The 13,973-nt window shown below is 66.8% G+C and carries 13 protein-coding genes and 1 pseudogene; 5 read left to right on the top strand and 9 right to left on the bottom strand.

Annotated elements, in window-relative coordinates; genetic code table 11:
* Positions 1-20 precede the first annotated feature (20 nt).
* Positions 21-341, bottom strand: coding sequence for an ATP-dependent Clp protease adapter ClpS (clpS, locus tag JNJ68_RS09165; RefSeq protein ID WP_294981713.1), 321 nt, complete (start codon positions 339-341; stop codon positions 21-23).
* A 109-nt stretch (positions 342-450) separates the two neighbouring features.
* On the opposite strand from clpS, the gene JNJ68_RS09170 reads away from it, so the two are divergent.
* From JNJ68_RS09170 to JNJ68_RS09180, 3 genes and pseudogenes are all read left to right on the top strand, one after another.
* Positions 451-1,152 carry an HAD family hydrolase gene (locus JNJ68_RS09170; protein ID WP_294981715.1) on the top strand — a complete coding sequence of 234 codons (702 nt, stop codon included), beginning with the start codon at positions 451-453 and terminating at the stop codon, positions 1,150-1,152.
* A gap of 237 nt (positions 1,153-1,389) precedes the next feature.
* A pseudogene (locus tag JNJ68_RS19465) lies at positions 1,390-2,406 on the top strand (D-alanyl-D-alanine carboxypeptidase family protein); the annotation flags it as partial.
* Positions 2,407-3,328: 922 nt separating this feature from the next.
* Positions 3,329-4,006, top strand: a complete 678-nt coding sequence (locus JNJ68_RS09180; protein WP_294981719.1) for a fumarylacetoacetate hydrolase family protein — start codon at positions 3,329-3,331, stop codon at positions 4,004-4,006.
* Positions 4,007-4,090: 84 nt separating this feature from the next.
* On the opposite strand, the gene ccoS is transcribed toward JNJ68_RS09180, so the two are convergent.
* From ccoS to ccoG, 4 genes are read right to left on the bottom strand one after another with little or no spacing between them, the layout of a single operon-like run.
* On the bottom strand, positions 4,091-4,249 hold the full coding sequence (ccoS, locus tag JNJ68_RS09185) for a cbb3-type cytochrome oxidase assembly protein CcoS (RefSeq protein WP_294971779.1): 159 nt from the start codon (positions 4,247-4,249) through the stop codon (positions 4,091-4,093).
* Complete coding sequence (locus JNJ68_RS09190; RefSeq protein ID WP_294981721.1) at positions 4,249-6,549, bottom strand: heavy metal translocating P-type ATPase; 2,301 nt, start codon at positions 6,547-6,549, stop codon at positions 4,249-4,251. Before JNJ68_RS09190 ends, ccoS begins: the two co-directional genes overlap by 1 nt.
* Positions 6,550-6,552: 3 nt before the next feature.
* Positions 6,553-7,005, bottom strand: a complete 453-nt coding sequence (locus tag JNJ68_RS09195; protein WP_294981723.1) for a FixH family protein — start codon at positions 7,003-7,005, stop codon at positions 6,553-6,555.
* Entirely contained in the window at positions 6,998-8,419 is a 1,422-nt protein-coding gene (gene ccoG / locus JNJ68_RS09200; protein ID WP_294981725.1) for a cytochrome c oxidase accessory protein CcoG, read from the bottom strand. The genes JNJ68_RS09195 and ccoG overlap by 8 nt, the downstream gene beginning before the upstream one ends.
* Before the next feature lie 280 nt (positions 8,420-8,699).
* On the opposite strand from ccoG, the gene JNJ68_RS09205 reads away from it, so the two are divergent.
* The gene (locus tag JNJ68_RS09205; RefSeq protein WP_294981727.1) at positions 8,700-9,383 is read left to right on the top strand and encodes a DUF2270 domain-containing protein; all 684 of its coding nucleotides are present in this window, start codon (positions 8,700-8,702) and stop codon (positions 9,381-9,383) included.
* A 57-nt stretch (positions 9,384-9,440) separates the two neighbouring features.
* Here JNJ68_RS09205 and ccoP read toward each other — a convergent pair whose 3' ends face one another.
* From ccoP to ccoN, 4 genes are read right to left on the bottom strand one after another with little or no spacing between them, the layout of a single operon-like run.
* Positions 9,441-10,319, bottom strand: coding sequence for a cytochrome-c oxidase, cbb3-type subunit III (gene ccoP, locus JNJ68_RS09210; protein WP_294981729.1), 879 nt, complete (start codon positions 10,317-10,319; stop codon positions 9,441-9,443).
* A gap of 4 nt (positions 10,320-10,323) precedes the next feature.
* Positions 10,324-10,521 carry a cbb3-type cytochrome c oxidase subunit 3 gene (locus JNJ68_RS09215; RefSeq protein ID WP_294981731.1) on the bottom strand — a complete coding sequence of 66 codons (198 nt, stop codon included), beginning with the start codon at positions 10,519-10,521 and terminating at the stop codon, positions 10,324-10,326.
* 10 nt (positions 10,522-10,531) lie between these two features.
* Positions 10,532-11,275, bottom strand: a complete 744-nt coding sequence (gene ccoO, locus JNJ68_RS09220) for a cytochrome-c oxidase, cbb3-type subunit II (RefSeq protein WP_294981733.1) — start codon at positions 11,273-11,275, stop codon at positions 10,532-10,534.
* Positions 11,276-11,287: 12 nt separating this feature from the next.
* Positions 11,288-12,886, bottom strand: a complete 1,599-nt coding sequence (gene ccoN, locus JNJ68_RS09225; protein WP_294981735.1) for a cytochrome-c oxidase, cbb3-type subunit I — start codon at positions 12,884-12,886, stop codon at positions 11,288-11,290.
* Between the two features lie 212 nt (positions 12,887-13,098).
* On the opposite strand from ccoN, the gene JNJ68_RS09230 reads away from it, so the two are divergent.
* On the top strand, positions 13,099-13,944 hold the full coding sequence (locus tag JNJ68_RS09230) for a universal stress protein (protein WP_294981737.1): 846 nt from the start codon (positions 13,099-13,101) through the stop codon (positions 13,942-13,944).
* Positions 13,945-13,973: the final 29 nt, after the last annotated feature.

The raw sequence follows: 13,973 nt of genomic DNA on the forward strand, positions 1-13,973 counted from the left end.
GCTTCTGGCGGGGAACGGGATCATTCCTTTTCCATCGTGCATTGCAGCGGATGCTGGTGCCGGCGCGCGAAATCCATCACCTGCGCCACCTTGGTCTCGGCCACCTCGAAGCTGAACACCCCCACCACCGCCAGCCCCTTCTTATGCACCGTCAGCATGATCTCGAAGGCCTGGGCATGGTTCAGGCCGAAGAACCGCTCCAGCACATGCACCACGAATTCCATCGGCGTGTAGTCGTCGTTCAGAAGCAGCACCTTGTAAAGCGGTGGGCGCTCGGTCTTGGTCCTGGTCTTGGTCAAGACCCGCGTGTCATTCCCCGGGCCATCGGTCTTGTCGGACATGGTCAATGGGCGGATAGACAAGGGAACCATGCTCCGGGCTGTGGGATTCGGGGTTGCAACTGACCTCTGAAATATAGCCTCTTTTGCCCAAACGAAAAGAGGGGCGGCCATGCTGACCACCATCGGCTTCGATGCGGACGACACGCTCTGGCAGAACGAGGCCTTCTTTCGCCTGACCCAGGGACGTTTCCTTCAGGTTCTGGCCGACCATGCCGCACCCGACCGTCTGGCCGAACGGCTGGAGGCGGCCGAACGGCGGAACCTGGCCTATTACGGCTTCGGCGTGAAGGGTTTCACCCTGTCGATGATCGAGACGGCGGTCGAGGTCACGGAAGGCCGGGTGCCCGGCGCGGTGATCGCCGACCTGATTGCGCTGGGGCGCGAGCTTCTGGAACATCCGATGGAGCTTCTGCCGCATGTGCGGGCGACGGTGACGGCGCTGGCCGCGGGCTACCGGCTGGTCCTGATCACCAAGGGCGATCTTCTGCACCAGGAGAAGAAGCTGGCACAATCCGGCCTGGGCGACCTTTTCGACGGGGTCGAGATCGTGTCGGACAAGACCGAGGCGACCTATCGCACCGCCTTCGCCCGCCATGGAACCGGGGCGGACCAGGCGATGATGGTCGGCAATTCGCTGAAGTCCGACGTGATCCCTGCGCTGCAGGCCGGGGCCTGGGGCGTGCATGTCCCGCACGAACACGAATGGGCGTTCGAGGCGGCAGAAACGCCGGTCGAGCATCGGCGGTTCCATGCTCTCGCCGATCTGGGCGATCTGCCCGCGCTGGTGGATCAGCTGGCGAGAACCCCATAGCTAGGGACCAGCTTGCCGCAAAACCCAAGATATGCCCGTATCGGCGGAGTCTTGCTGCATCCCTGCAACTGCGTGAACTATCGCTTGAAAGCCATTGGATTTTTTGGGTTTTCGGACGCCCGCACCTGTGCTAGCCTTCCCGTCGAGGCAGAATAACGGCACCGGAAAATCCGGGCCAGCAGGCAAAGGGTGGGCGACGTGGCATCGCTTCTCGGGCGGATTTATCGCGCTATTTTCATGGCATTTGTCGTCAGCACCGTCGTGGTGACGTCTCCTGTTATGGCCGCACCCTTCGCGGCCATCGTGATGGACGGGCGTACCGGCGAGGTGCTCTACGAAAAGAACGCCGATGCCCGGCTGCATCCGGCGTCGCTGACCAAGATGATGACGCTCTACATCGTCTTCCAGGAAATCGAGGCCGGGCGTCTCTCGCTCGACACCAAGGTCACGGTGACGAAGTACGCCGCCTCGCAGCCGCCGTCGCGACTGGGTCTGAAGCCCGGCCAGAAGATCGCGGTGCGCTACCTGATCCGCGCCGCGGCGATCAAGTCGGCCAACGATGCGGCGGCCGCACTCGGCGACCATATCGGCGGCGACCATGTGACCTTCGCCAAGCGGATGACCAGGACCGCGCGGCAGCTGGGGATGGACAACACCACCTTCAAGAACGCGAACGGCCTGACGGCCGAGGGGCACCTGTCGACCGCCCGCGACATGAACACGCTGGGTCGGCACCTGTTCTACGATTTCCCGCAATACTACCACATCTTCTCGCGCCGGACGGCGGATGCGGGAATCGCCCAGGTGTCGAACACCAACACCCGCTTCCTCGACAGCTACGAAGGCGCGGACGGGATCAAGACCGGCTACACCTCTCCCGCCGGGTTCAACCTGACCGCCTCGGCGCATCGCGGCAACAAGCACATCATCGCGACGGTCTTCGGCGGCACCTCCACCGCCAACCGCAACGCCAAGATGGCCGAGCTGATGGACTTGGGCTTCGGCAAGGCGAAGAACAACGTCAAGGAGAAACCGCCGGTGGCTGCGGCCGTCGAGGATGCGCTGGTCGCCTCGCTTGAGACCGGGATCGACGAGATCGACGCCGAGGGCGGCGCGGGCAAGATCGTGCGGGTCTCGGGTGAGGTGAAGACCTCGCCGCGTCCGAAGGCGCGCCCCGTCGCGCCGACCGTGTCGGACGATGTCGCCATCGCTATGGCCGAGGGCATCGACGGGGCGCTCGCCGAAGCGACCGCGGCGCCCGCTCCGGAGGGGACGCTGGAGTTCCAGGCCGAAGCGATGGCCGAAGCAGCGACCGACGCTGCGCCTCCGGTTGAACCCGAGGTGGCCCTCGCGGCTGCCGATCTGCCAGAGGTGACGTCAGAGGTTGCCGTGGTCGAGCCCGAGGCTGCACCCGTCGAGGTCGCGACCGCAGAACCCGCAGTCGTCTCCGATGCGCCGGGCAGCTTCGAGGCGCAGGCCGCCGCGCTGGCCTCCGGCGCGCCTCCGGCCGAGACGCAGGTCGCGGCCCTGACGCCAGCGGAAGAACCCGCTGCGGTGGCCGAACCCGACCCGGCGCTTGCGGGCATGAAGCCCAGGGCCCGACCCGAAGGAATGACCGTTCAGTTGGCGACCGTCGAGCCGGTTGCCGATCCGGAGATGCCCGCCGTGGAGGAGGTCGTGGTGGCCGACGCCGCGCCGGAGCTGGTCGTCACCGACCCCGGCACCGAAGTCGCTGCCGCCGCACCGGAAACCCTGCTCGCCGATGTGACCGGGGTCGAAACCGTGGCTGCGCCCGCGACCGTCGGTCCGGCGCCGGTGGAACTGGCAGCGGTGGTTCCGGCCACCAAACGCAGCGCGCCGATCTTCGATGCGGTGGAAGTGACCGAGCCTGCCGCAGAAGCGGACGAGGAAGTGGTCGTGGTGATGTCCACCTCGGGTGGGCGGCATTTCGGAGTGAACGTAGGCGAGTATCCCTCGCGCTATGAGGCGGAGAAGGCGCTTCTGAAGACCGCGCTGGCGGAAAGCGCCACGCTGAACGACGGGCTGCGCAAGACGACCCAGTCGGGTGGGGCCTGGCGGGCGAGCTTCATGGGGCTGACCGAGGAACAGGCCGAACTGGCCTGCCGTCGGCTGACGGCTCGCGCCGTGCCTTGCGAAACCGTGGGGGGGTGAGACGATGGTTGCGCTGGTCTTCCCCGCCCTGCCGACCGTGACCCTGCCTGTCACCGGCCGCGCCGAACGCTTCCCGGTCCGCCGCATCTTCTGCGTGGGCCGGAACTATGCCGAGCATACCAAGGAGATGGGGGGCGACCCCGCGAAGGAAGCGCCGTTCTTCTTCACCAAGCCCGCCGATGCGGTGGTCGAGTCCGGCTCGCGCATCCCCTACCCTCCGGCCACCAAGAACCTCCATCACGAGGGGGAACTGGTGGTGGCCATCGGCAAGGGCGGCGCGATGGTGTCGGAGGAGGGGGCCGAGGCGATGATCTGGGGGCATGCGGCGGGGAACGACCTGACCCGGCGCGACTTGCAGGCCGAGGCGAAGGAGCGGCGGCGGCCCTGGGACATGGCGAAGGGGTTCGACAAGTCGGCGGTGGTGGGGGCGATCCGGCCCGGGCCGCTGCCGGGGGCGCGGCTGCGCTGCTCGGTCAACGGGGCGGTGCGGCAGGAGGCCTCGACCACGGAGATGATCTGGACCCCGGCCTCGATCATCGCGGCCCTGTCGCAGATGGTCAGCCTGTCGCCGGGGGACCTGATCTTCACCGGCACCCCCGCGGGGGTGGGACCCCTGAACCGGGGCGATACCTGCAAGGTGGAGATCGAGGGATTGCAGTCGGCCAGCGTGACGATCGCCTGACCTGTCCACGGTGGACAAACGCCGCGATACCAATGAAATCAAGGCCTTGGCATTTTCCGTTAGGGCGGTCTTAACTTCTTGATTTCAGGGCTTCGGCTTGTCGTCCCAATCCTTCGTCAGGATGCGGTTCGCGTCGCCCTCGGGGTCGTCGAACTGCTTGGTCCGCATCGCCCAGAAGAAGGCGGCGAGGCCGATGCCTCCGAGGAGGAGCGAGACCGGGATCAGGATCGCGAGGATTTCCATTACTTCAGCCGCATCGCGTTGAGCGAGACCGTGATCGAGGACAGCGACATGGCCAGCGCGGCGGCCAGCGGCGTGGCGTGGCCGATCAGCGCCAGGGGGACGGCGATGATGTTGTAGCCGCCGGAGATCAGGAAGTTCTCGATCATGCGGCGGGCGGACTGGCGACCGATCCGCACCGCGTCGGCGATGGGGGCGATGTCCTGGCCGAGAAGCACGATGTCGGAGGCGACCCGTGCGGCGTCCAGAGCGGAGGCGGGGGAGATCGAGACATGCGCGGCGGCGAGGGCGGCGGTGTCGTTCAGGCCGTCGCCGACCATCAGGACCTTGCGTCCTTCGGCTGACAAGGCGGCGACGCGGGCGGCTTTTTCGGCGGGGAGGACCCCGGCCTTCCACTGCGGAATGCCGAGGCGTTGCGCCAGATCCTTGACCGGGGCTTCGGCGTCGCCGGACAAGAGTTCGACCTGCATCCCGGCGGCTTTCAACGCCCTGACGGCGGCTTCCGCGCCGGGGCGGAGGCGGTCGGTGAAGGCGAAGGCGTGGGTCTGTGTGGGGACGCGGGCCCCCACCCCCAGCCCCTCCCCACGGGGGGGAGGGGAGGCGCTTAGGGTCGGCGTTGCGAGGGACTGGATGCCGGGTGCGGGGGTCTCGGCAATGGAGAGGTAGGTCGCGGTCATTGGCAGCGGGTCGGCGCCGCACCAGTCGGCGCGGCCAAGGCGGACGCGGGTGCCGTGATAAGCGCCTTCGATGCCCTGGCCGGGGACTTCGCGGATGTCGGTCACATCGGCAGGCGCGATGCCCAGACCGCGGGCGCCATCGGCCAGCGCGCGGGCGAGCGGGTGGGAGGAGCCTGCGGCGAGGGCGGCGGCGACGGCCACCGCTTCGCGGGGTTGGTCGGCCAGCGCCACGGGTTCGGGCGCACCGAGGGTCAGGGTGCCGGTCTTGTCGAAGACGACAGTATCGACCTCGGCCAGACGCTCCAGCGCAGTGCCGTGCTTGATCAGGAGGCCCTTCCGGAACAGCCGACCGGAGGCGGAGGTGATCACCGCCGGGACGGCGAGGCCAAGCGCGCAGGGGCAGGTGATGATCAGCACGGCGGCGGAGATGTTGATTGCATAGCGCACGTCGCCGCCGGTGGCCCAGATCCAGTAGCCGAAAGCGCTGAACGACAGGATATGGACGAGCGGCGAGTAGAGCCGCGATGCCCGGTCAGCGAGGCTGGTGTAGCGGGTCTTGGTGCCTTCGGCGACGGCGACGAGGTCGGCCATGCGGTGCAGGCTGGAGTCCTTGCCCGCTGCCGTGACCTGCACCGTCAAGGGGCCGGTCAGGTTGACCTCGCCCGCGCTGACCACGGTGTCCTGCCCCGCCGGGACGGGCAGGCTTTCGCCGGTGAGGAGGCTGCGGTCCAGCTCCGAAGCGCCGTGGAGGACGATCCCGTCCACCGGCATCCGCGCGCCGGGGCGGACGAGGACCAGGTCGCCGGGCTGCACCTCGGCGATGGGCATTTCGACCTCGGCGCCCTCGACCATGAGGATAGCGCGGGGGACTTCGAGGGCGGCCAGTTCCTCGGCGGCGGAGCGGGCCACGGCGCGGGTGCGGTGGTCGAGGTAGCGGCCCAGAAGCAGGAAGAAGGCCAGCATGACGGCGGCGTCGAAATAGGCGTGGTGGCCGGACATCGCGGTTTCGTAGACCGAGATCGAGGAGGCGAGGATCAGGGCGAGGGAGATCGGCACGTCCATGCCGAGCTTGCCCTGGCGGAGGGAGGCCCAGGCGGATTTGAAGAAGGGCTGGCCGGCGAAGATCACCGTCGGCAGGGCGATGGCGCCGGAAATCCAGTGGAAGAGGTCGCGCGTGGCAGCCTCGGCCCCCGACCAGACGGCGACGGAGAGGAGCATCACGTTCATCATCGAGAAGAAGGCGACGCCGAGGCGCATCAGGAGTTCACGGCCCTGACGGTCGGTCTCGGTGGCGGAGAGGAGGCCGGGGTCAAGCTCATGCGCTTCCTGCCCCTGCCCTTCCAGTACCGCGATCAGCTGGGCGGCGGTGACAGAGGGCTCGGCCTCGACCGAGACGCGCTTGAGGGTCAGGTTCACGCGGGCGGAGAGGACGCCGGGAACAGCCTGCACGGCGGCCTCGACGGTGGAGATCGACTGCGCGCCGCCTGCGTTCGGGAGCGACAGGACGATGCGGCCCGCGCGGTCGGCACGAAGGGCGGCGATGCGTTCGGCGGCGGGCACGACGACGCAGGCCGGGCAGGCCGAGACCGGGGCGCGGCTGTCCGCGAAGTCTTCGGCCAGTGCCATTTGTCAGCCCTTCACGTAAAGCTCGGAGCGCTGTTCGAAGAGCGTCCCGTCGGCGGAGCGGGCGGTGACCTTGATCATCCATTTGCCTTTGTGGAGGGGCAGGTCGGCGGTGTAGAGGTCGCCCACGCGGGCGAAGACGGGGTAGGCGTCGTCCTTGGCCTCGGTCGTGCGACCGACGAGGACCTGGAGGTCTTCGACGGCAACGGGAAGGCCGTCGCGCCCGTGGAAGGCAAGGGTCATCCGGCCCTGGTCATAGCCGGGGGTCATCGACCAGCCCAGGCTTTCCTGAGCGGCCTTGCGGGCGTTGAAGCCTTGGGAAGCGACGTAGGAATTGTCGACTTCCAGCCCCGGGAAGGTGCTGACCGCCTTGACGGCGAGGAGGACGTTCACCCCGATGATCACGGCGAAGGCGCTGGCCGTGATCGCGAACACATGCTTGCCGGTCAGTTCAGCCATTGCCGTCGTCCTTGCCGTTGAAGATCGTATCATGATGCACGCGGTTGGTGGTGCCAAGTTCCTCGACCCAGATCCGCACATCGGACCGGTCGGAGGCGGCGGCGCGGGTGCCGGGCGCGGCGGTCAGATAGATGCGCTGCGACATGGTCTCGTTGGCGGGAACGGTGACGGTAAGGCCGTCCTTGCCCTCCAGCGCGAGGGTGACGAAGGCATCCGAGGTGACGGCGACCGAGAATTGCGCGTCTTCCCCGTGCATGTTGCGCAAGCGGATGTCATAGGCGTTGCGAATCGAGCCATCCGAGAGGGTGACGAAGGTCGGGTTGCGGACCGGGGTCACGTTCAGGTCGATCGGCGAGCGCAGGAACAGCGCGACGATGAGGCCGATGCCGATCCCGGCCCAGAGCACGGTGTAAAGCACGGTGCGAGGGCGGAAAACATGGCTCCATACGCCTTTCGGCGGCTGTCCCGCGCGTTCGCGGGTCTCGTCGGTGAGCGCGAGGTAGCCGATCAGGTCGCGCGGCTTGCCGATCTTGTCCATCACGTCGTTGCAGGCGTCGATGCAGAGGCCGCAGGTGATGCAGGCCATCTGCTGCCCGTTGCGGATGTCGATGCCCATCGGGCAGACGTTGACGCAGGCCATGCAGTCGATGCAGTCGCCGGTGGTGGTGCCGAGCTTGCCGCGGGGTTCGCCCCGCCAGTCGCGGTAGGCGATGGTCAGCGTGTCCTCGTCCATCATCGCGGCCTGGATGCGGGGCCAGGGGCAGGCGTAGATGCAGATCTGTTCGCGCGCGAAGCCGCCGAAGAAGAAGGTGGTGGCGGTCAGGATCAGCATGGTGATGTAGGCGACGGGATGCGCCTGTCCGGTGACGAGATCGCGGAGCAGGCCGGGGGCGTCGGTGAAGTAGAAGATCCAGGCGCCGCCGGTGGTGAGGCCGATCAGGAACCAGACGGTCCACTTGATCGCCCGCTTGCGGATCTTTTCGGCGTCCCATTTCTGCTTGTGGAGCCGCACGCGGGCGTTCCTGTCGCCCTCGATCCAGCGTTCGACCAGGATGAAGAGGTCGGTCCAGACGGTCTGCGGGCAGGCGTAGCCGCACCAGACGCGGCCGGCGGCGGAGGTGAAGAGGAAAAGGCCGAGCCCCGCCATGATCAGAAGGCCCGCGACGAAGTAGAATTCGTGCGGCCAGATCTCGATCATGAAGAAGAAGAAGCGGCGGTTGGCAAGGTCGACGAGCACGGCCTGGTCAGGGAGCGAGGGACCGCGGTCCCAGCGCAGCCAGGGGGTGATGTAGTAGATGCCGAGGGTGATGCCCATGATCCACCACTTCAGCGTGCGGAAGGTGCCCTTCACCCGGCGCGGGAAGATCGGCTCGCGCGCGGCGTAGAGGCTGGGCGGGGAATCGGGGCTGGTCACGGATCGCTCCTTCACTGGCGGGGCCAGTCTATCATCCTGCTTGCAATGGGTCATTCCTGGCGGGCGGACCTTGACCTGCATCAACTAGGCAGCCGAGGCCGCCGGGGGAATGCGGCAATGCGGCGCAAATCGGCGTGATCAGGGTCTTCGCCCGCCAGCCAGCGGGTCTGCATTCCTTCGATACCTGAAGCGGCCCAGCAAACACGCCGTCGGCTTTGACCCGGCTCCCTCCCCCTGACATGCTTGCCGCAGGACGGTGCAGACGGGGGGAGGAAACGACATGACGGACAAGCGAAGGATCGCTGCGACCGAGGAATTCTCGGCAGCCGAGATCGGCGCGCTGGCGCATCTCTACCGGGGCGAGGTCTATCGCAGCACGGTCTGGCGGACGCGGCTGGACACCACGACCAACTGGTCGGTGGTGACGCTGGGCGTCGCCCTTTCCATCACCTATTCCTCGCCCGGCGCATCGCCTCTGCCGCTTGTCCTGGTCGGCGTGCTGGTGCTGTTCTTCCTGTCGCTGGAGGCGCGGCGCTACCGGTTCTTCAATGTCTGGCGCGCCCGGGCCCGGTGGATCGAGCGGCACTTCTACGTGCCGATGCTGGTGGACGGCGACCTGCATACCGAACAGGACTGGCAAACCGTCCTGGCCAATGACTACCGGAGCCCGCAATACCACGTCAGCTACATGGTCGCGATCGCGCGTCGGGTCCGGTCCAACTACCTGTGGATTCTGCTGATCCAGGCGGTCGCCTATATCGGCAAGCTGATCGTCCATCCCTTCCCGGCGACGTCCTGGCCGGGCTTCCTGAACCGGGCGGACATCGGACCGATTCCGGGCGAGATCGTGCTTCTGGCCGGGGCGGTCTATATCGGCACCGGCGTCGGTCTGGTGATCTGGATCAACGGGGTCGACCGGAGACGCGCCAAGGACCGGGCCGTGCGCGGCAGCGAAATGGGCTGAAGCGCCTCGAAAGAGAAAGGGGGCCGCGCGGCCCCCTTCCTCTACTCACGATACCATTTACTCGCCGCCACCGCGGCTGTGGACATAGTAGGCCACAGCGCGGATCTCGTCCTCGGACAGCCGCTCGTTCCAGTTCGGCATGACGCCGAAGCGGGCCTTGGTCACGGTCTCGATGATCTTCTCGCGCGAGCCGCCATAGAGCCAGATCGCATCGGTCAGTTTCGGCGCGCCCTGCGACCGGTCGCCAGAGCCGTCTTCCATGTGGCAGGCGGCGCAGTTGTCGGCGAAGACCGTCGCCCCCTCGGCGGCCAGGGCCGCGTCATGCTCCTGCCCCGAGATGGCCAGGACGTGTTCGGCGACCTGGGCGATCTGGGTTTCATCCAGGATGCCGTCCAGGCCGAACTTCGGCATTTCCGAATAGCGGGCGTCGACGTCGGTGGTGTTGCGGATGCCGTGGGTGACGGTCGTATGGATATCCTCCATCGTGCCACCCCAGAGCCAGTCGTCGTCCAAGAGGTTGGGATAGCCCTTGCCCTCGAACCCGGCCGCGCCGGAGCCATGGCACTGGGCGCAGTTGGTGCGGAAGACGGCGGCCCCGGCGCGTTCGGCATAGCCCGCCAGTTCGGGGTCGGCGCCGATGGCGTTCAGATCGGCGGCGACCAGCTTGTCCTTGATCGCCGCATTGGCCGTATCGACCGCCGCGATCTCGGCGGCGACGTCGGCCCGCGTGCTTGCGCCGAGAAGCCCCGGCGTCGCGCCCGAGATCAGCGGCCAGGCGGGATAGGCGATGGTATATCCGATGCCCCAGATGATCGTGGCGTAGAACACCCAGACCCACCAGCGCGGCAGCGGGTTGTTGTACTCCTCGATGCCGTCCCAGCTGTGGCCGGTCGTTTCCACCTGCCGGGGCTCTTTCTTCAATGGCTTGGCACACATGGCCTTACGCCTCCTTACGAGTTTGGGCAGGGTGGTCTTCCGCAGGATGGTCCTCGTTGCGGAAGATCGAGGTGGCAACCTCCTGGTGGGCGGCGCGCGATCCGGGCCGGAAGGCCCAGACGCAAAGCCCCAGGAACCCCAGTGTCATCGCCAGCAGGAACCAGCTGTCGGCCAGGTGGCGCAGGAAGGAATAGGTTTCCATCTTCGCCCCCTTACCGGTTCGCCACCGGGGTGAAGGTCGAGAAGTCGACCATCGTGCCCAGCACCTGGATATAGGCGATCAGCGCGTCCATCTCGGTCAGCTCGGGCTGGCCGTCAAAGTTGCGGACGTTGACCGGATTGCCGAAGGCGGCATCGCCGTAGCGCTCCTCCAGCCCCGAGGCATCGCCCATCGGATCGGCCTGCGCGGTGAAGTCGGCCAGCGCGTTTTCCACCATCTCGTCGGTATAGGGCACGCCGGTCAGCCGGTTTGTGGCCACGGTGTCCTGGATGTATTTCCCGTCGATGATGTTGTCGGCGAGGAAGCCGTAGGGCGGCATCACCGATTCCGGCACCACCGACTTCGCGTCGTGGAAGTGGTCCTGGTGCCATTCGTCGGAATAACGCCCGCCGACGCGCGCCAGGTCCGGCCCGGTGCGCTTGGACCCCCACTGGAACGGCCGGTCGTACATCGACTCGGCCGCCAGCGAGTAGGTGCCATAGCGTTCGACCTCGTCCCGCATCGGGCGGATCATCTGGCTGTGGCAGCCATAGCAGCCCTCGCGGATGTAGATCGACCGGCCCGCCAGTTCGAGCGGGGTGTAGGGACGCATCCCTTCCACCTTCTCGATGGTGTTCTCCAGGTAGAAGAGCGGCACGATCTGCACGATGCCGCCGATGGTCACGACCAGAAGGCTGAGCACCATCAGAAGCGTGGCGTGGGTTTCGATTGCCTTGTGCTTGTCAAGAAAAGCCATTGTCCCGTTTCCTTATTCTGCCGGAACAGCCGAGTGCTGCGAGGCCCGGACAGGCTGCGCGCGCACGGTCATCCAGAGGTTCCAGCACATGATGAGCGCGCCCGTGAGGAACAGCCCGCCACCGGCAGCCCGCACCACATACATCGGGAACTTCGCGGCCACCGTGTCGGCGAAGGCGTTCACCAGGAACCCGTTCGCATCGACTTCGCGCCACATCAGGCCTTCCATGATGCCCGTGACCCACATCGAGGAGGCGTAGAGCACGATCCCGATGGTGGCGAGCCAGAAATGCCAGCTGACCAGTTTCAGGCTGTAGAGGCCTTCACGGTTCCAGAGCCGCGGCACCAGGTAGTAGAGGACGCCGAAGGTGATCATGCCGTTCCAGCCGAGTGCGCCGGAATGGACGTGGCCGATGGTCCAGTCGGTGTAGTGCGAGAGCGAGTTGACGGCCTTGATCGACATCATCGGGCCTTCGAAGGTCGACATGCCGTAGAAGCCGATCGAGACGACCATCATCCGGATGATCGGGTCGGTGCGCAGCTTGTCCCAGGCGCCCGAAAGCGTCATCAGCCCGTTGATCATCCCGCCCCACGAGGGCATCCACAGGATCACCGAGAAGACCATGCCGAGGGTCGAGGCCCAGTCGGGCAGCGCGGTATAGTGCAGGTGGTGCGGACCGGCCCAGATGTAGAGGAAGATCAAGGCCCAGAAGTGGATGATCGACAGCTTGTAGCTGAAGACCGGCCGGTCGATCTGTTTCGGGACGAAATAGTACATCATCCCCAGGAAGCCCGCGGTCAGGAAGAAGCCCACGGCATTGTGGCCGTACCACCACTGCACCATCGCGTCCTGGACGCCGGCGTAGAGCTGGACCTGCGCCGAGCCGAAGATCGACACCGGGATCGCGGCGTTGTTGACGAGGTGGAGCATCGCGACGGTCAGGATCATCGACAGCAGGAACCAGTTCGCGACGTAGATATGGGGTTCCTTGCGCTTGAAGAGCGTGCCCATGAAGGCGACCAGGAAGGCGACCCAGACCACGGTGATCAGGATGTCGACATACCAGACGGGCTCGGCATATTCCTTGCCCTGGGTCGCGCCGAGGACATAGCCGGTGGCGGCGAGCACGATGACGAGTTGCCAGCCCCAGAACACGAACCAGCCGAGCGAGCCGCCGAAAAGCCGCGCGGCGCTGGTGCGCTGGACGATGTAGAAGGCCGACATGATCAGCGCGTTGCCGCCGAAGGCGAAGATCACCGCGCTGGTGTGCAGAGGGCGCAGGCGGCCGAAGTTGCCGTAGCCTTGCAGGAACTCGAAGTTGAGCTGCGGAAAGGCCAGCTGGCTGGCGATGACCACGCCGACCAGGAAGCCCACGACGCCCCAGAAGGCCGTGGCGATCGCGCCGGCGCGGATCACGCCGTCGAAATATTCGTGCCGCAGGTCGGGCTTCGGATCGCCGGCCGACCGCAGCACCCAGAGGAAGGCGATGCCCGCGGCCAGCATCACTTCGATCGCGTTGACCTGATAGGCCAGGTCGTGCCCGTAGTTGGCCGCGATCGCGGCCAGCACCGCGACGAGGCCAAGCCCGGCCAGTTTTAGGTAATCCCACATGGTTAGCGTCCCTTCGTCCTGTCTGTGCGATCAGGCGCGCCCGGAACGATTCGGACGCGCAGCCACACTCCTCGACAGGATACCTTCTGCGGTGCAGCGCCATCAGGCGCCTTGATCTGCGTCAATCCGATCCCCCGGGTGAATTGACCTCGGTCAAGGCGGGCGTTTCCGCAACGGGCATGCTGGGGCCTGGATCTTCAAGGGAGATGATCATGGCTTACAAATCCCTCCTCACGGTCGCCTGCTCGCCCGAGGGCGCGCTTGGCACCGTCTCTGCCGCCGCCCAGATCGCCACGGCGATGGATGCCCATCTCGACGCCCTCGCCCTGGGAGTCGACCGGACGCAGGTCGGCTATTCCTATGTCGGCTCGGGCGCGGTGGTGATCGCCGCTGCGATGGAGCGCGCCGAGGGCGAGGCGCGCGAGGCGGAGGCCGCGCTGAACGCGGCCATCGGGGCGCAGGTGCCCACGCTGCGCTCGTCCGTCGAATCGGTGGTGACACAGTTGGGCGCGCTGACCGACGTGGTCGCCGCCCGGGCGCGCTACAGCGACCTTGTCATCCTGCCGCTGCCCTATGGCAAGGGCCGGGGCGTCGAGGACGAGGCGATCACCGAGGCCGCGCTGTTCGAGGGCATGGCGCCGGTGCTGGTGGTGCCGCCGGGCGGGATCACGACGGCCCAGCCCAAACGGATCGTCCTGGCCTGGAACCAGAGCCGCGAGGCGCTGGTCGCCGCGCGCCGGGCGATGCCCTTCCTGAAGCGGGCAGATATGGTGCAGATCGTGGTGGTCGACCCGCCCGCCCACGGGCCCGAAAGGTCCGATCCGGGCGGGCAGCTCTGTCAGCTTCTGGTGCGTCACGGCGTCCGGGCCGAGGTTTCGGTCCTGGCGCGCACCCTGCCGCGCATCTCGGAAGTGCTGACCCGCCAGTTGCGCGACGTGAACGCCGACATGCTGGTGATGGGCGCGTATGGCCATTCCCGCTTCCGCGAGGCGATCATGGGCGGCGCCACCCGCGACATGCTGGAAAACGCGCAGGTTCCGGTCTTCCTGGCGCATTGAGCGCCCGCTTTCCCGGTAGGATGGGGCCG

It is taken from the genome of Tabrizicola sp., assembly GCF_016793705.1.
In the GTDB taxonomy this organism is placed as follows: domain Bacteria; phylum Pseudomonadota; class Alphaproteobacteria; order Rhodobacterales; family Rhodobacteraceae; genus Tabrizicola.